The sequence below is a fragment of the Azotobacter vinelandii CA genome (assembly GCF_000380335.1).
Taxonomy (GTDB): domain Bacteria; phylum Pseudomonadota; class Gammaproteobacteria; order Pseudomonadales; family Pseudomonadaceae; genus Azotobacter; species Azotobacter vinelandii.
Genome location: NC_021149.1, coordinates 3,632,740 through 3,648,322, shown reverse-complemented (window position 1 = coordinate 3,648,322; position 15,583 = coordinate 3,632,740). Strand labels below are relative to the sequence as shown.

Here is a 15,583-nt window from a genome sequence, read left to right as displayed (position 1 = left end):
GGCGATGGAGCTTCGACATCTGCGCTGCTTCCTGGCCGTCGCCGAAGAACTGCACTTTGCCCGCGCGGCCGAAAAGCTGCACATCGAACAGTCGCCGCTGTCGCGGGCCATCAAGGAGCTGGAGGAAGAACTGGGCGTGGTGCTGTTCGCTCGCACTACACGCAGCACGCGGCTGACCCGTGCCGGCAAGTTGTTCCTCGATCATGTGCCGCGCGTTTTCGCCGCCTTGCAGCAGGCGCGCGACAGCGTGAAGGCGGCCGCCAACGGCTTCCACGGCCAGTTGCGCATTGCCTTGTCCGACGGCATTACGCCGTCACGCCTGCCCACCTTGCTTGCGTTGTGCCGACAAGAGGAGCCAGAAGTCGAAATCCGCTTCTTCGAGGTGCCGTTGTCGCAACAGATCAAGGGGCTGCACGACGATTTGTATGACGTAGGCTTTGCCCGTGCCGACGAAGCTGGCGATGGAATCGTCGCCTTGCCCGTCTGGAACGATCCATTGATGGTGGCGGTGCCGGCACGGCACCCCTTGCTGGCCCACAAGCGCATCCCGCTGGAAGAACTGCTGCGCTACCCGCTGGTGCTCTGCGATCCGCAGGCGTGCGAAGGCCATGCACGGCAGGTCGATCGCGTGCTGCGCCGCGTGGACATGGAACCGCTGGTGGCCGAGCGGGTGGCATCCTGCGACCTGATGATGGCGCTGGTTTCCGCTGGCTTCGCCCTGGGCCTGACAGGTTGCGCACACATCTTGGCAAGCCGAGAACCTGGTGTGGTGGCACGACCACTGACGGGCCGCTCGCCGATGCTCACGACCTATCTGCTGCGTCCGGATGCCGAACCATCGGAAACGCTGGCTCGCTTCATCGAGCGCGTGCAGGCCATCGACTCGCCCGAGGCCGCCAGGCCGGCGCCAGGCGATGAACCCGATGTCCCGGAGGAATCCGAACCATGAAGAAGACCATCCCATTCCTGCTGGCTGCTGTGGTGCTAACGGCGTGCGGCCCCACTGACACGCCAGAGAAGACGGACGTGCCCAGCGTTGAAGAACTGGCATCCGATCCCGTGCGGCTGAAAGAACTGCGCCAGCAATGCAAGACGGATCGCCTAAAGCTGGGCGACGTGCTTTGCAATCGAGTCGCCGAAGCCACGCGCAAGCGGTTCTATGGCGACGGCAATACGCCCTACACGCCGCCGGAGAATCCGCCGAAGTTCTGACCGTAGGCGCTCCGCCACGAAAACTTCGTTTTCTCGCTCGATACGCCGCAATGCGCCTTCGCTTGCGGCGTTTTTCTTTGGCGCGATGCACCGCTAACTCTTTCCAATTACTCGACCTTTCTCCCGATAACGGTCTTTGACCGGCGCCGACCCGGCACTGATCCTCACTTCATGCGGCACGTCCTTGTGCCGCGCGTGAACGAGGAATCAGCGCAGGGGAAATCGGAGGCCAGTCATGCAAGGTCAGGGCGTGTTGTTCGGGCAGATCGCCGCCGTCTTCGGCATCGTGATCGCCGGTGTGTGGGGTGCCACACAATGGATAGCCGCCGCCCTGGGCTATCAACTACGCCTGGGCTCGCCCTGGTTCGATTTCTTCGGTACGCCGGTCTATCACCCCTGGCGGCTGTTCGAGTGGTGGTTCTTCTTCGATGCCTATGCGCCGCAGGTCTTCGACATCGGCGGGGCCATCGCGGGAGGCAGCGGCCTGCTGGCCGTGGTGGTGGCCATCGCCATGTCGGTGTGGCGCTCGCGGCAGGCCAAGCTGGTCACGACCTATGGTTCGGCGCGCTGGGCCGAAGCGGATGACATTCGCAAAGCCGGGCTGACGCAGCCGGCCGGCGTCTTCCTCGGCAAGTACCGCAACGAGTATCTGCGCCATGAAGGCCCGGAACACGTTCTGACCTTCGCGCCCACGCGCTCGGGCAAAGGCGTCGGCCTGGTCGTTCCCACGCTGCTGTCCTGGCCCGCATCCGCTGTCATCCACGACATCAAGGGCGAGAACTGGCAGATCACCGCAGGCTGGCGCTCGCGCTTCTCGCACTGCCTGCTGTTCAACCCCACGGATGCGAAGTCGGCGGCCTACAACCCGCTGTTGGAGGTTCGGCGCGGCGCGCATGAAGTGCGCGACGTGCAGAACATCGCCGACATCCTGGTCGATCCCGAAGGCGCGCTGGAGAAGCGCAACCACTGGGAGAAGACTTCGCACGCGCTGCTGGTCGGGGCCATCCTGCACGTGCTGTACGCGGGCGAGGACAAGACGCTGCGCGGGGTCGCCAACTTCCTGTCCGACCCGGCCAGCCCGTTCGAGCTGACCTTGCACCGGATGATGACGACCAAGCACCTGGGCGATACACCGCACCCGGTTGTCGCGTCCGCCGCGCGCGAAGTGCTCAACAAGTCGGACAACGAACGATCCGGCGTATTGAGCACCGCCATGTCGTTCCTCGGCCTCTACCGCGACCCCACGGTGGCCGAAGTCACGTCGCGCTGTGACTGGCGCATCGCCGACTTGATCGCATCCAAGCATCCCGTCTCGCTGTATCTCGTAGTGCCGCCTTCGGACATTTCGCGGACGAAACCGCTCATTCGCTTGATCCTCAACCAGATCGGCCGGCGGCTCACCGAATCTTTCGACGGCAGCGACGGCATCGAGCGCCGCCACAAGCTGCTGCTGATGCTCGACGAGTTTCCGGCGCTGGGTAGGCTCGATTTCTTCGAGACGGCGCTGGCCTTCATGGCCGGCTACGGCATCCGCAGTTTCCTCATCGCACAGAGCCTGAACCAGATCGACAAGGCTTACGGGCAGAACCATTCGATTCTGGACAACTGCCATGTGCGCGTGACGTTCGCCACCAACGACGAGCGCACTGCCAAGCGCATTTCCGAAACCTTGGGCACCGCGACCGAGTTGCGCGCACAGCGCAACTACGCGGGCCACCGGCTCGCGCCGTGGCTGGGGCACCTGATGGTGTCGCGCCAGGAGACGGCCCGCCCGCTGCTGACGCCCGGCGAAGTGATGCAGCTTCCGACCGACGAGGCCGTGGTGATGGTGTCCAGCGTGGCACCGATCAGGGCCACGAAGCTGCGCTACTACACCGACGCGAATTTCAAGTGCCGCGTATTGCAGCCGCCCGCACTTGCGGCCGGGCAGTACGCCGATGCGCCGTCTGCGCGCCCTGACGACTGGAGCGGCCTGGCAATCCCCGCTGTACCGGCCGCGCCGGTCAGTGCAGCCGCCGATGGCCTGGGCACCGCTGATGACGGCGGCCCGCGCCGCCAGCCGGAGCTAACCGAAGTCACCGAATACAACCCCGAACCCCTGACCGCAGGCAACGACCTGGGGCTGCTCGATGACGACGACGACCTGCCGCTGCCGCTTCCCGGCCAGCTCGACCCGGCCATGCAGCGCACGGCCCGGCTGGCATCGCTGAATCCCAACGACGGAATCGACTTATGAGCCAATACCGCCTCAACCTGTTCATCCAGCCCGAGCACGCCAAGCGCCTCGAAGAACTGGCCGCCAAGAAAGGCGTCTCGAAGTCCAGCATCGTTGCAGCCGCCCTGGTGTCCTGGCTATCGCCGGATGCCGGCGACCAGCGCGAGGCCGCCATCGCCAAGCGGTTGGATCGCCTGTCGCGGCAGGCCGAGCGCCTGGAGCGCAACCAGAACATCGAAATCGAAACGCTGGCGCTGTTCATCCGCTACTTCCTGACCGTCAGCACGCCGATTCCCGAGGCGCATCAGGACGCGGCCCGCGCACAGGGCAAGGCACGCTTCGAGCAGTTCGTTGAACAGTTGGGCCGCCACCTGCTGCGCGGTCGCAGCCTGGTGCGCGACGTGGTGGAAGAACTGCACCCTGACCCGGTGCGAATGGAGGACGCGGCGGCGCTGGCCGAGGCGCGGGAGCGTGCGTCATGAGCGCCGTACCGAAGTCATCCACCACCGCCGCTCTGGATCGCCGCATTCAGATGCTGCGCACGGCAATGGGGCCGCTGATCGCCGCCGCGCTGGAAGACCCGGACGTGGTGGAAATCATGCTCAACCCCGACCGCACCTTGTGGGTGGATCGGCTGTCGTCAGGCCGCGCGCCGCTGGGCGTCGAGCTGCCCGAAGCCGATGGTGAACGCATCATCCGTCTTGTCGCGGCCCACGTCGGCGCGGAAGTGCATCGCGGCCAGCCGCTGCTGACTGCCGAGCTGCCGGAGACGGGCGAACGCTTCGAGGGCATCTTGCCGCCGGCTGCACCGGGGCCGGCGTTCGCGCTGCGCAAGCGCGCCGTGAACATCATCGGCCTGGACCGCTATGTGGCCGACGGCATCCTGACCGCCGGCCAGGCGGACTTCCTGCGCCGCGCCGTGCGCGAGCGGCAGAACGTCCTGATCGCAGGCGGCACCAGCACCGGCAAGACCACGCTCGCCAACGCCTTGCTGGCCGAAATCGCCGCCACCGGCGACCGCGTGCTGGTGCTCGAAGACACCATCGAACTGCAATGCGCGGCCCGCGACCACGTTCCGCTGCGCACGCGCGCCGGCGTCGTGTCGATGCAGGAACTGGTGCGCGCCACGATGCGCCTGCGGCCGGATCGGGTGATCGTCGGCGAGGTGCGCGGCGGCGAAGCCCTGGACTTGGTGAAGGTGTGGGGCACCGGCCATCCAGGTGGCATCGCCACCATCCACGCCGGCTCCGCGCTGGGCGCGCTGCTGCGGCTGGAGCAACTGATCCTCGAAGTCGTGGTGAACCCGCCGCGTGCGCTGATCGCCGAGGCGGTCAACGTGGTGATCCACATCGCCGGGCGTGGCCGCAAGCGCCACGTCGAGAGCATTGCCCGCGTCGTCGGCTTCGACGCCGCCGGCTACCAACTGGCGGACGCGCTGGAAACGCCGTTTCCCGCGCTGCCGCCGGTTTCCCTCGCAGCCACCGCCGCTGCGCCTTTTCCGTCCCCCGACTCACTTGGAGAACTGCCATGACGCAGATGCACGTTCCTGCTTTCCGTACTTCCGTAAATCCGGTGCCCATCCTTGCACGGCTGCGGCACCTGGCCCGGCCTGCCCATCGGGGCCTGATGCTGGCCGCCATCATGTTGATGACGGCCGGCACGGCGCAGGCCGCCGGTTCCTCGATGCCCTGGGAAGGGCCGCTGCAATCCATCCTGGAGTCGATCCAGGGGCCGGTTGCACGCATCGTCGCCGTCATCATCATCATTGCCACGGGCCTGGCGCTCGCCTTCGGCGACACCAGCGGCGGCTTTCGCAAGCTGATCCAGATCGTCTTCGGCCTGTCCATCGCGTTCGCCGCGTCGTCGTTCTTCCTGTCCTTCTTCAGCTTCTCCGGCGGGGCGGTCGTATGAGTGCGGCCAACGAAGGCGCGCCAGGCTTCGCGCCCGGTTTCGAGATTCCGCTGCATCGCTCGCTGACCGAGCCGATCCTGCTGGGCGGTGCGCCGCGCACCGTGGCGATCGCCAACGGCACGCTGGCCGCCGCCGTCGGGCTGGGCCTGCAACTGTGGATTCCCGGCGTCGTGCTCTGGATCGTCGGCCATTCGCTGGCCGTGTGGGGCGCGCGTGTCGATCCGCAGTTCATGCAGGTCTTCGCCCGACACATCAAGCACCGCCCGCTGCTGGACGTGTGAGGGGACGCCGCCATGCTGAACCTTGCCGAATACCGCCAGCGGCCCGCGCTGCTGGCCGACTGGCTGCCCTGGGCCGGGCTGGTCGCGCCGGGTGTCGTCTTGAACAAGGATGGCAGTTTCCAGCGCACGGCGCGCTTTCGCGGGCCTGATCTGGACAGCGCCACGCAAGGCGAGCTGATCGCCACGTCGGCGCGGCTCAACAACGCGCTGCGCCGCCTGGGTTCGGGCTGGGCATTGTTCATCGAGGCCGAGCGCCGGCCGGCGGCGGACTATCCGCACTCCGACTTTCCTGAACCGCTTTCCTGGCTGGTCGATGAAGAACGCCGCGCGGCCTTCGAGGAATCGGGGCATCACTTCGAGAGCGCCTATCACCTGACGCTCGCGTACCTGCCGCCGGAGGAATCGCGCGCCCGCGCGGCCAAGCTGCTCTACGAGAACTCCCCCGGCGACGGCGTGGACTGGCGTGGCCGGCTCGATACCTTCGTGGCGGAAACCGATCGCGTGTTCGACCTGCTCGACGGCGTGATGCCGGAAATCGCCTGGCTCGATGATGCCGGCACGCTAACCGGCCTGCACGCGACGGTTTCGACGCGGCGCTGCCGGCTGGGCGTTCCCGAAGTTCCGTTCCATATCGACGCGCTGCTGGCCGACTGCGCCCTGGTCGGTGGCCTTGCGCCGATGCTGGGCGACCAACACCTGCGCGTGGTGTCGGTGCGAGGCTTTCCGACTTCGACGTGGCCCGGGATTCTGGACGACCTCAACCGCCTGGGCTTTGGCTACCGCTGGAGCACGCGCTTTCTCTGCATGGACAAGGCGGAAGCAGAAAAAGAACTTGGCCGCCTGCGCCGCCAGTGGTTTGCGAAACGGAAGAACGTCGTCGCGCTGCTACGCGAAACGATCTTCCAGCAGGAAAGCCCGCTGGTCGATACCGACGCCAGCAACAAGGCGGCCGACGCCGATGCCGCCTTGCAGGAGCTGGGCGGCGATCAGGTGGCCTTCGGCTACCTCACCGCCACGGTGACGGTGCTCGATGCCGACCCGGCCGCGGCGGACGAGAAGCTGCGCATGGTGGAGCGCGTCATCCAGGGCCGGGGTTTCGTGACCATTCCGGAAACCCTCAATGCCGTCGATGCGTGGCTGTCGTCCATTCCCGGCAATGCCTATGCGAACGTGCGCCAGCCCATCGTTTCGACGCTGAATCTGGCGCACATGATGCCGCTGTCGGCGGTATGGGCTGGGCCGGAGAAGAACGACCACCTCGACGGCCCGCCGCTGATCGTCACCCGCACCGATGGCGCGACGCCTTTTCGCTTGGTCACTCACATCGGCGACGTAGGCCACACACTAGTCGCCGGGCCGACCGGCATGGGCAAGTCGGTACTGCTTGCCATCCTGGCGATGCAGTTCCGGCGCTATCCCGGCTCGCGCATCTTCGCTTTCGACATGGGCCGCTCCATGCGGGCGACTGTGTTGGGCTTGGGCGGCGAGCACTACGACCTCGGCGCCGATGGTGGCATCGCGTTCCAGCCCTTGGCCCGTATCGAGCAGGAAGGCTATCGCACCTGGGCGGCCGAATGGGTGGAAGGCCGCCTGCTGCATGAAGGCGTGACCGTCGGCCCGGACGAGAAGGCGACCATCTGGTCGGCGCTGGGCAGCCTCGCGGGTGCCCCGGTGGAACAGCGCACGCTGACCGGGCTTTCAGTGCTGCTGCAATCGAACGCGCTGCGCCAGGCGCTGTCGCCGTATGTGCTCGGCGGCGCGCACGGGAAGCTGCTGGACGCCGACCGCGACCGGCTCGGCAGCGGCGACGTGCAGGGCTTCGAGATGGAAGAACTGATGCACAGCCCTGCCGCCGTGCAAGCGGTGCTGCGCTATCTGTTCGCCCGCTTCGACGAGCGTTTCGACGGTGCGCCCACGCTGCTGATCCTCGATGAAGCCTGGCTGTTTCTCGATGAGCCGTCCTTTGCCGCCCGCATCCGGCAATGGCTCAAGACACTGCGCAAGAAGAACGTGTCGGTCATCTTCGCCACACAGAGTCTGGCGGACATTAAGGATTCGACCATCGCGCCGGCCATCATCGAAAGCTGCGCCAGCCGGATTTTCTTGCCTAACCCGCAGGCCACCGAGCCGCAGATTCGCACGATCTACGAGGGCTTCGGCCTCAACAGCCGGCAAATCGAAATCGTCGCCACCGCGCAGCCCAAGCAGGACTACTACTACCAATCGCGCCTGGGAAACCGCCTGTTCGACCTCGACCTGGGGCCGGCCGCGCTCGCCTTCGCGGGCGCATCCACACCGCAAGACCAACGCGACATCGACCGCGTGCTGACGCAGGCCGGCGCCCCCGGCTTCGCCGGCGCGTGGCTGCGCCATCGCGGCCTCGATTGGGCCGCCGATCTGCTGCCGGCCTCGCCGGCGGCGGCTTCTTTCCTCGCTTCTCAACCGCTGGAGGTTTCGCCATGAAGACCCGTGTGCTTTCCGTTTCGCTCGCCGCCGCGCTGGCCAGCTCGCTGATGCTCGCCCAGCCCGCGGCGGCCATCACTGTGTTCGACCCCTCGAACTTCGTGCAGAACACGCTGACCGCCGTTCGCACGCTGGAGCAGATCAACAACCAGATCAACCAGCTCCAGAACGAGGCGCAGATGCTGATGAACCAAGCGCGCAACCTGGCGCATCTGGACTTCAACATCGTCAACCGCCTGCGCTCGACACTCGCCACCACCGAACGCCTGATCGCCGAGGCGCAGGGGCTGGCCTTTGATGTGACGAACATGGATCGGGAGTTCGCGCGCCTGTATCCCGAGCAATACGCCGCCACCGTCAGCGGCGACCGCATGGCCCAGGACGCCCGCGAACGCTGGCGGAACAGCTTGAACGGCCTGCATACCGCCATGCGGATGCAGGCGCAGGTGTCGCAGAACCTGACCCAAGACGAAAGCGCGCTGGCCGATCTGGTCAGCCAGAGCCAGTCCGCGACCGGCGCGCTGCAAGCGATGCAGGCGACGAACCAGCTCCTTGCCTTGCAGGCCAAGCAGTCCATCCAGGCGCAGCAACTCCAGATCACGCAAGACCGTGCGGCCTCGCTGGAACTGGCGCGACAGGCGGCGGCCACCGAGCGCGCCCGCGAAGTCCGGCGGCGCTTCCTCGGCACCGGCACACCGTACACGCCGCAGCGCGTGGACTTCTACGGCAACTGACGGGAGACAGCCATGCGATGCGTCCTCGCCCTGTCGGCTTCGCTGCTGGCCCTGCTGCTGACCGCGTGCGGCCAGCAGCAGGCCGAAGACCTGGCCGACACCTTGACCACCGATCCCGTGCGGCTCAAGGCACTGCGCGCGCAATGCGCGGCCGACCGGCAAGCCGTGGGCGAGGACGCCTGCCGCGCCGCAGCCGAAGCGTTCCGGCGGCGCTTCTTCGCCGGCCATACCGGGCCGGACGAGTACCGGACGCTGGCAGACCTGCCGCCGATTCCCCCCAGCTTCGATGAGCCAGCCGTGGAGGACGCGCCATGAACGACGTGACCATCATCGATCGCTTCCTCGACACGTTCTCGCGCTACATCGACTCGGGCTTCGGTCTGTTGCAGGGCGAAGTGGCGTTCCTGACCGCCACGCTCATCGTCATCGACATGACGATCGCCGGCCTGTACTGGGCCATGAGCCACGCGACCGGCCAGGGCGAAGACGTGATCGCCAAGCTGCTGCGCAAGGTGCTCTACGTCGGCGCCTTCGCCTACATCATCGGCAACTTCAACTGGCTGGCCGGCATCGTATTCCGCTCGTTCGCCGGCCTGGGCCTGACGGCCACCGGCTCGGCCATCACGATGGAGAACTTCCTGCAACCGGGACGGCTGGCGAAAACCGGCATCGACGCGGGTGCGCCGATTCTGGAGCAGATCGGCGACATGGCCGGGTTCCCCGAAGTGTTCACGAACATCGACCCGATCGTGGTGATGTTCCTCGCGTGGCTGGTCGTCACCCTCTGCTTCTTCGTGCTGGCGGTGCAGCTTTTCATCACGCTGATCGAGTTCAAGCTGACCACGCTCGCCGGCTTCGTGCTGGTGCCGTTCGCGCTCTGGAACAAGACGAGCTTCCTGGCGGAAAAGGTGCTCGGCAACGTGGTGTCGTCTGGCGTCAAGGTACTGGTGCTGGCCGTCATCGTCGGCATCGGTTCGGGCCTGTTCGCCGAGTTCCAGACCGTGCCGGATGAACCGTCCATCGACCATGCCCTGGTCGTGATGCTGGCTTCGCTCTCGCTGCTGGCCTTGGGCATCTTCGGGCCGGGTATCGCCACGGGCCTCGTGTCGGGTGCACCGCAGCTTGGCGCGGGCGCGATGGCCGGCGCCGCTGTCGGCGCTGTCGGCACGGGCGTTGCCATTGGCGCCGCCGCAACTGGCGTGGGCGGTGCGGTCATGGCCGGGGCGCGCATGGCGCCGGCGGCCGCCAAGCTGGCCGGCAGCGGCGCACGCGCCGCCACGTCGGCGGCCAGCAGCGCCAAGTCGGCATTCCAGGCCGGTTCCGCCGCTGCGGGCGACGGGGCCAAGGGGGCGACTGCCGGCCTCGGCAATGTCGCCAAGACCGGCGTACAGGCGGCAGGCCGCCGTGCCGCGTCCGGAGCTTCCGCTGCCGGGCAGAAGATGGCCGGTTCCTTCCGTGCCGGCTGGAACGGCGCGGATGCCGGCGCCGCCGGCTCCGGCCAGGCCGCCGCAGGCGAAGGTGCAAACAGCGCCGCCAGCGCACCGAAGCAGGAACAACCCGCCTGGGCCAAGCGGATGCACCGCCGCCAGCAAATCACCCATGCCGCGACTACTACCGCCCACACGCTGCGCGGTGGCGACGGCGGCGGCTCGGGGCAAGGCCCGAGCCTGCGCTCCGATGAATGACGCGATACCTGACCCTCAAGGAGAACACCCATGCGATTCAAACGCCCGCAGGTGCGCTATGCCGATACGCCGCAGCCTGCCACCCCGTACCAATCCGCCGCGCAGGTGTGGGACGACCGTATCGGTTCGGCCCGCGTCCAGGCGAAGAACTGGCGATTCATGGCCTTCGGCTGCCTCACGCTCGCGCTGCTGATGGCCGGCGGCCTGGTGTGGCGCTCGGCGCAGTCCATCGTCACGCCCTACGTCATCGAGGTCGATCAGGCCGGGCAGGTGCGCGCTGTCGGCGAAGCTGCCACGCCGTACCGACCCGCCGATGCGCAGATCGCCTACCACTTGGGCCGCTTCATCGGCCTGGTGCGCTCGCTGTCCATCGACCCCATCGTGGTGCGCCAGAACTGGCTCGACGCCTACGACTACACCACCGACCGCGGCGCGGCCGTGCTCAACGACTACGCGAGCAAGAACGATCCGTTCGCCCGTGTCGGCCGCGAGTCGGTGACGGTGCAGATCATCAGCGTTACGCGCGCCAGCGATGCCTCGTTCAACGTCCGTTGGACGGAACAGCGGTTCGTCAACGGCGCACCCGCTGGCACCGAACGCTGGAACGCCGTGCTTTCCACCATCGTGCAAACCCCGCGCACCGAACAGCGCCTGCGTAAGAACCCGCTGGGGATCTACGTCAACGGCTTGTCGTGGAGCCGCGAACTGGATTCTTCCGAAGGAGCCAAGCCATGAACCTGCCTCTCCGCTTTTACGCTTTGCCGTCGATCCTGCTTGCCCTTGCGGGCTGCGCGTCGCAGGGCAAGCCGCCGCCGTCTGTTTCGCTCGATGAGCCGGTGCAGGCGCAGCCGCTGCCCGAACCGCCCAAGCCGGTGGAAGTCGTCGCCGTGCCCGAGCCGCTGGCGCTGCCGGCGCAGTTGAAGCCGCTGCCGGAGGTGGACGAGGCCACACCCGTACCGGAGCCGGCCGACGAGAAGGTGCGTGTCTCGCGCGCCAACGCCGAGGCGCGCATCGCGCCGACCCGAGAGGGCTACGTCAATGCGATTCAGGTGTGGCCCTTCACCGATGGCGCGCTCTATCAGGTCTATGCGTCCGTGGGCCGCGTGACCGTGATCGCGCTCCAACCAGGTGAGGAACTGGTGACGGTGGCCGCAGGCGATACCGTGCGCTGGATCGTCGGCGACACATCCAGCGGCAGCGGCGATGCGCTGCGCGTGAACGTGCTGGTCAAGCCCATCCGCTCGGGCCTGAAAACCAATCTGGTCATCACCACCAGCCGCCGGACGTACCTGCTGGAGCTGACCTCAACGGAAAGGGCGTGGATGGCGTCGGTGTCCTGGGACTACCCGAAAGACCGGATGCTGGCCTTGCTGCGCCAGGCGCAGGCGGCCAGCGCCGCCGCGCCGGTCGATACCGGCCTGTCGCTGGAGAATATCCGCTTCCGCTACGCGGTGTCAGGCAGTAATCCGCCGTGGAAACCGCTGCGCGCCTTCGATGACGGCGAGAAGGTCTATATCCAGTTCCCGCCGGGTATCGCCCAAGGCGAGCTGCCACCGCTGTTCGTCATCGGCGCGCAGGGCGACGGGCAACTGGTGAACTACCGTTTCCGCTCGCCGTACTACATCGTGGATCGGCTGTTCGGCGCGGCCGAACTGCGCCTGGGCGGTGATGGTGGCGACGTGGTTCGGATCGAGCGCACGGATGGCGTCGTATCAAGGAGTGGGAGGAACTGACGATGAGCCAGGACGACACCCCCGACCTCGCCACGCCACAGGCGGGCAAGGTCGCGCCCGAGGCGGTGGCGCTGCGCGCGCAACCGCGCCCGGTCACGCGCCTAAACCGGCGCACGCTGGCCATCCTCGCCGGCACCCTGTCGGTCGCCGTGCTCGGCGCGCTGATGTGGTCGCTGCAACCGCAGCAGCGCGGTGCTGGCGAGCAGACCGAGCTTTACAACGTCGATCGCGTCTCGAAACCGGAAGGGCTGGATGCGCTGCCGGCGGACTACTCGAAGCTGCCGCCGGCTTTGGCGCCCACGGTGCCGGAGCTGGGGCCGCCGCTGCCGGGCGATCTCGGCCCGGCCATCGTGAAGTCGCAGCAGCCGGTGACGGCCGGCTACGCGGCTCCCGGCCACGACCCCAACGACGCGTTGCGCAAGGAAGCCGACGCGGCGGCGGCATCGTCGGTGTTCTTCCGCTCGGGCTCGCAGCAGGCCGCGCCGGTGGCACAGACGCAAGTGGCAGCCGCGCCGGGCTTCGCCGCCAATGCGGCCTTCGACCCGATGGCCGCCGGGCCGGCCTCGACGGCGGCTCAGCCCGCCGACCCGACGGCCGTGCAGAACAGGCAAGACCAGAAGGAAGCGTTCCAGCAAGCCGGAACCACGGAAACCCGTAATTCCGGCAGCCTGACCCTGCCGGCTTCGCCGTATCAGGTCATGGCCGGGACGGTGATCGCCGGGGCGCTGGTGACGGGTATCAAGTCGGACTTGCCGGGCGACGTGATCGCCACGGTGACGGAGCCGGTCTATGACACAGCCAGCGGACGCTTCATCCTCATCCCGCAGGGTTCGCGCATCCTCGGCCGCTACAACAGCCAGGTCAGCTACGGGCAGAGCCGCGTTCAAGTCGTCTGGAACCGGATCATCCTGCCCGACACGTCCTCGCTCACGCTCGACAACCTGGCCGGCACCGACCCGGCAGGCTATGCCGGCCTGGAGGATGGCGTTGATTGGCATTGGGATCGCATCTTCGCCGGTGCGGTGTTGACCACGCTGCTGGGCGTCGGTGCCGAGCTGGCCGCGCCGGAGAACCGCCAGAACGGTGATCGCGTCATCATCGCCGGGCGCGACGCGCGCAGGACAGCATCAATCAGGTCGGCCAGGAGATGACCCAGCGCAACCTCAACATCCAACCCACCTTGACCGAGCGACCGGGCCTGCCGGTTCGCATCATCGTCAATCGGGATCTGGTGCTGCGGCCGTACCAGCCGCTGTTCTTCAATCGGGGGACATCACGATGAGCACGACCAAGAAGCTGCGGCTGGGGCCGCTGCCCAAGACCGAGAGCATCAAGCTGACCTTTGCGTGCCCGGCCAGCCTGAAAGCCGACCTCGACCGCTACGCCGCGCTGCACGCGCAGGCATATGGCGAGACTGTCGGTGCCGTGACGCTGATCCCGCACATGCTGGAGGCGTTCATGGCTGGGGATCGGGGATTCAGGAAGGGAGGCGCGAGCAAGCCCGCACCGCCGAAGCCGGGCTGACAACGCACGAACGCATTGCCGACGGCCCGAACGCGCAGCCCAACGCTGCGCGTTCTCTGTTCTGGAGCGCCGAACCGATTGGGCTACGATGGTCGAGCAAGCCTGCCGTCTGCTGGCAATCGCCCCCGACGCAGTACGCTCCGGCTTTCTACCGCGACGCTCTTATGTGGCTCCTAGCCCACAAAGCCGCAGCCCCGCAAAGCGGCCCGAAGTAGAGCTAAACCCCTGTCCTGTATAAGCTTTTGAGCCCCCAACGATTTTCACCGGGGGCTTGACACAGGCACTTTTTTGAACGTCATGGCGTGCCGGTCGAGAAACGTCCACACCGTCGCCAGGCTGACACGGACGCCACGCTCCCGTTCGAGGGTCGCGGCGAGTTCGGCCAGCGTCAGGTCGGGGGTCTGCTCGAGCAGGCCGAGCAGATAGTCCGCATGGGGATCGAGCCGCAAGCCCCGGGGCTTGCCCTGTCGGCGGGCGACGAGTTCCCCGCCTTCCCGGAAGCGCCGCACCCAGACGATCGCTGTTGCCGTCCCGACGTCGAATCGCTCGGCGGCCTGCCGAGCCGATAGCCCACCCATGGCCGCGTCGACGACGCGCCGGCGAAGGTCAATGAAATGGACTCCCCCCTCCTACGGCGTCAATGCACCAGACTGAAGTTGCTGGAAACAGCAGTCACCAGAGGAGAGCGTCCCCATGAAACTCAAGCGGATAGGCGTCGATTTGGCAAAGCAGGTGTTCCAGATTCATGGCGTCGACAGCCACGAGCAGGCGGTCTGTCGCAAACAGCTCAAACGCTCGCAAATGCTGGACTTCTTTCGTCAACTCGAACCCTGCACGGTGGCGATGGAGGCCTGCGGCAGCTCCCATTACTGGGCGCGCGAGCTGAGAGTCCAGGGACATGAGGTGCGACTGATCGCACCGCAGTTCGTCAAACCCTACGTCAAGAGCGGCAAGAACGACGCCAATGACGCCGAAGCGATCTGCGAGGCGGCCAGTCGACCGAACATGCGTTACGTCGAGGTGAAGAGCGCCGAGCAGCAGGCCGGCCAGGCCCTGCACCGGATCAGGAGCCGCCTGATCCGGGCGCGGACGGCGCTGGTCAACGAGATTCGCGGGTTGCTGGGCGAGTTTGGCCTGGTCGAGAGCCGGCACGGCGTGGCGGCTACCCGCCGACTGGCACAGGCGGCCTTGGCGGATGCCGAGAACGGCCTGCCGGGCCAGATGCGCGGGTTACTGGTGGAGTTGCAAGGCGAATTGGTCGAGCATGAAGCGCGCTTGTCTCGTCTCGACGAAACGATCCAGCGCCAGGCTCGCGAGGACGAGCGGGTGGAACGCCTGATGCTGGTCGAGGGCATCGGTCCGATCACGGCCACCGCCCTGGTGTCGGCCGTGGGCGATGCTCGCCAGTTCCGCAGCGCCCGGCAGTTCGCTGCCTGGCTGGGGTTGGTTCCTCGCCAACACTCCAGCGGCGGCAAGGAGCAGCTGGGCCCGATCAACAAGCGAGGCGATACTTACTTGCGCACGCTGCTGGTTCACGGAGCCCGAGCGGTGCTCAGGCACTGCCAGGACAAGGCGGATCGACGCAGCCAGTGGCTCCAGCGCTTGCTGTGTCGACGCAACCCGAACATCGCCACGGTCGCTTTGGCGAACAAGAATGCCCGGATCGTCTGGGCGATCCTCAGTCGGGGAGATTGCTATCAACCTGGCTGAAAATAAAATCGCAGGCTGCACAGCCTGCAAAATGTTGAGCAGTAACCAGTAGATCCACCCCGATTGCACAGTGACATGCAGCGATGACGAACCGGTCGAACCGGCATGTGTAAAG

16 protein-coding genes and 1 pseudogene are annotated in these 15,583 nt (G+C 66.8%); 16 read left to right on the top strand and 1 reads right to left on the bottom strand.

What is annotated here, in order from left to right; all coding sequences use genetic code 11:
* Window positions 1-4: 4 nt before the first annotated feature.
* From AVCA_RS16240 to AVCA_RS16170, 15 genes and pseudogenes are all read left to right on the top strand, one after another.
* Window positions 5-949, top strand: a complete 945-nt coding sequence (locus AVCA_RS16240; protein ID WP_012702102.1) for a LysR family transcriptional regulator — start codon at window positions 5-7, stop codon at window positions 947-949.
* Window positions 946-1,212, top strand: a complete 267-nt coding sequence (locus AVCA_RS16235) for an EexN family lipoprotein (RefSeq protein ID WP_012702101.1) — start codon at window positions 946-948, stop codon at window positions 1,210-1,212. Before AVCA_RS16240 ends, AVCA_RS16235 begins: the two co-directional genes overlap by 4 nt.
* Before the next feature lie 235 nt (window positions 1,213-1,447).
* Window positions 1,448-3,448 (top strand): conjugal transfer protein TraG, encoded by a 2,001-nt coding sequence (locus AVCA_RS16230; RefSeq protein ID WP_012702100.1) that lies wholly within the window; start codon window positions 1,448-1,450, stop codon window positions 3,446-3,448.
* A complete protein-coding gene (locus AVCA_RS16225; protein ID WP_012702099.1) occupies window positions 3,445-3,909 on the top strand; it encodes a CopG family transcriptional regulator in 465 nt (154 codons plus the stop codon). The genes AVCA_RS16230 and AVCA_RS16225 overlap by 4 nt, the downstream gene beginning before the upstream one ends.
* On the top strand, window positions 3,906-4,958 hold the full coding sequence (trbB, locus tag AVCA_RS16220) for a P-type conjugative transfer ATPase TrbB (protein ID WP_012702098.1): 1,053 nt from the start codon (window positions 3,906-3,908) through the stop codon (window positions 4,956-4,958). Before AVCA_RS16225 ends, trbB begins: the two co-directional genes overlap by 4 nt.
* A complete protein-coding gene (locus AVCA_RS16215) occupies window positions 4,955-5,338 on the top strand; it encodes a TrbC/VirB2 family type IV secretion system protein (RefSeq protein WP_041807327.1) in 384 nt (127 codons plus the stop codon). The genes trbB and AVCA_RS16215 overlap by 4 nt, the downstream gene beginning before the upstream one ends.
* Window positions 5,335-5,619, top strand: coding sequence for a VirB3 family type IV secretion system protein (locus AVCA_RS16210; RefSeq protein ID WP_012702096.1), 285 nt, complete (start codon window positions 5,335-5,337; stop codon window positions 5,617-5,619). Before AVCA_RS16215 ends, AVCA_RS16210 begins: the two co-directional genes overlap by 4 nt.
* Window positions 5,620-5,631: 12 nt before the next feature.
* Window positions 5,632-8,082 carry a conjugal transfer protein TrbE gene (trbE, locus tag AVCA_RS16205; RefSeq protein ID WP_012702095.1) on the top strand — a complete coding sequence of 817 codons (2,451 nt, stop codon included), beginning with the start codon at window positions 5,632-5,634 and terminating at the stop codon, window positions 8,080-8,082.
* A complete protein-coding gene (gene trbJ, locus AVCA_RS16200; protein ID WP_012702094.1) occupies window positions 8,079-8,816 on the top strand; it encodes a P-type conjugative transfer protein TrbJ in 738 nt (245 codons plus the stop codon). The genes trbE and trbJ overlap by 4 nt, the downstream gene beginning before the upstream one ends.
* 12 nt (window positions 8,817-8,828) lie before the next feature.
* Window positions 8,829-9,131, top strand: a complete 303-nt coding sequence (locus AVCA_RS16195; protein ID WP_012702093.1) for a hypothetical protein — start codon at window positions 8,829-8,831, stop codon at window positions 9,129-9,131.
* Complete coding sequence (gene trbL / locus AVCA_RS16190) at window positions 9,128-10,501, top strand: P-type conjugative transfer protein TrbL (RefSeq protein ID WP_012702092.1); 1,374 nt, start codon at window positions 9,128-9,130, stop codon at window positions 10,499-10,501. The genes AVCA_RS16195 and trbL overlap by 4 nt, the downstream gene beginning before the upstream one ends.
* 30 nt (window positions 10,502-10,531) lie before the next feature.
* On the top strand, window positions 10,532-11,236 hold the full coding sequence (gene trbF / locus AVCA_RS16185) for a conjugal transfer protein TrbF (RefSeq protein WP_012702091.1): 705 nt from the start codon (window positions 10,532-10,534) through the stop codon (window positions 11,234-11,236).
* A complete protein-coding gene (trbG, locus tag AVCA_RS16180; protein WP_175556047.1) occupies window positions 11,233-12,234 on the top strand; it encodes a P-type conjugative transfer protein TrbG in 1,002 nt (333 codons plus the stop codon). Before trbF ends, trbG begins: the two co-directional genes overlap by 4 nt.
* Before the next feature lie 2 nt (window positions 12,235-12,236).
* Window positions 12,237-13,516 (top strand): annotated as a pseudogene (locus AVCA_RS27060) (TraB/TrbI/VirB10 family type IV secretion system protein).
* Window positions 13,513-13,758: a DUF2274 domain-containing protein gene (locus AVCA_RS16170; RefSeq protein WP_012702089.1), complete on the top strand. Its 246-nt coding sequence runs from the start codon at window positions 13,513-13,515 to the stop codon at window positions 13,756-13,758. The pseudogene AVCA_RS27060 and the gene AVCA_RS16170 overlap by 4 nt, the downstream one beginning before the upstream one ends.
* Window positions 13,759-14,018: 260 nt before the next feature.
* Here AVCA_RS16170 and AVCA_RS16165 read toward each other — a convergent pair whose 3' ends face one another.
* Entirely contained in the window at window positions 14,019-14,336 is a 318-nt protein-coding gene (locus tag AVCA_RS16165) for a helix-turn-helix domain-containing protein (RefSeq protein ID WP_012702088.1), read from the bottom strand.
* Between the two features lie 115 nt (window positions 14,337-14,451).
* Between AVCA_RS16165 and AVCA_RS16160 the strand changes: the two genes are divergently transcribed.
* Complete coding sequence (locus tag AVCA_RS16160; RefSeq protein ID WP_012700000.1) at window positions 14,452-15,468, top strand: IS110-like element ISAzvi2 family transposase; 1,017 nt, start codon at window positions 14,452-14,454, stop codon at window positions 15,466-15,468.
* Window positions 15,469-15,583: the final 115 nt, after the last annotated feature.

Excerpts from the sequence above, each read along its gene's own strand:
- AVCA_RS16240 (WP_012702102.1), top strand. The coding sequence starts at position 5 with ATGGAGCTTCGACATCTGCGCTGCTTCCTGGCCGTCGCCGAAGAACTG.
- AVCA_RS16235 (WP_012702101.1), top strand. The coding sequence starts at position 946 with ATGAAGAAGACCATCCCATTCCTGCTGGCTGCTGTGGTGCTAACGGCG.
- AVCA_RS16230 (WP_012702100.1), top strand. The coding sequence starts at position 1,448 with ATGCAAGGTCAGGGCGTGTTGTTCGGGCAGATCGCCGCCGTCTTCGGC.
- AVCA_RS16225 (WP_012702099.1), top strand. The coding sequence starts at position 3,445 with ATGAGCCAATACCGCCTCAACCTGTTCATCCAGCCCGAGCACGCCAAG.
- trbB (WP_012702098.1), top strand. The coding sequence starts at position 3,906 with ATGAGCGCCGTACCGAAGTCATCCACCACCGCCGCTCTGGATCGCCGC.
- AVCA_RS16215 (WP_041807327.1), top strand. The coding sequence starts at position 4,955 with ATGACGCAGATGCACGTTCCTGCTTTCCGTACTTCCGTAAATCCGGTG.
- AVCA_RS16210 (WP_012702096.1), top strand. The coding sequence starts at position 5,335 with ATGAGTGCGGCCAACGAAGGCGCGCCAGGCTTCGCGCCCGGTTTCGAG.
- trbE (WP_012702095.1), top strand. The coding sequence starts at position 5,632 with ATGCTGAACCTTGCCGAATACCGCCAGCGGCCCGCGCTGCTGGCCGAC.
- trbJ (WP_012702094.1), top strand. The coding sequence starts at position 8,079 with ATGAAGACCCGTGTGCTTTCCGTTTCGCTCGCCGCCGCGCTGGCCAGC.
- AVCA_RS16195 (WP_012702093.1), top strand. The coding sequence starts at position 8,829 with ATGCGATGCGTCCTCGCCCTGTCGGCTTCGCTGCTGGCCCTGCTGCTG.
- trbL (WP_012702092.1), top strand. The coding sequence starts at position 9,128 with ATGAACGACGTGACCATCATCGATCGCTTCCTCGACACGTTCTCGCGC.
- trbF (WP_012702091.1), top strand. The coding sequence starts at position 10,532 with ATGCGATTCAAACGCCCGCAGGTGCGCTATGCCGATACGCCGCAGCCT.
- trbG (WP_175556047.1), top strand. The coding sequence starts at position 11,233 with ATGAACCTGCCTCTCCGCTTTTACGCTTTGCCGTCGATCCTGCTTGCC.
- AVCA_RS16170 (WP_012702089.1), top strand. The coding sequence starts at position 13,513 with ATGAGCACGACCAAGAAGCTGCGGCTGGGGCCGCTGCCCAAGACCGAG.
- AVCA_RS16165 (WP_012702088.1), bottom strand. The coding sequence starts at position 14,336 with ATGGGTGGGCTATCGGCTCGGCAGGCCGCCGAGCGATTCGACGTCGGG.
- AVCA_RS16160 (WP_012700000.1), top strand. The coding sequence starts at position 14,452 with ATGAAACTCAAGCGGATAGGCGTCGATTTGGCAAAGCAGGTGTTCCAG.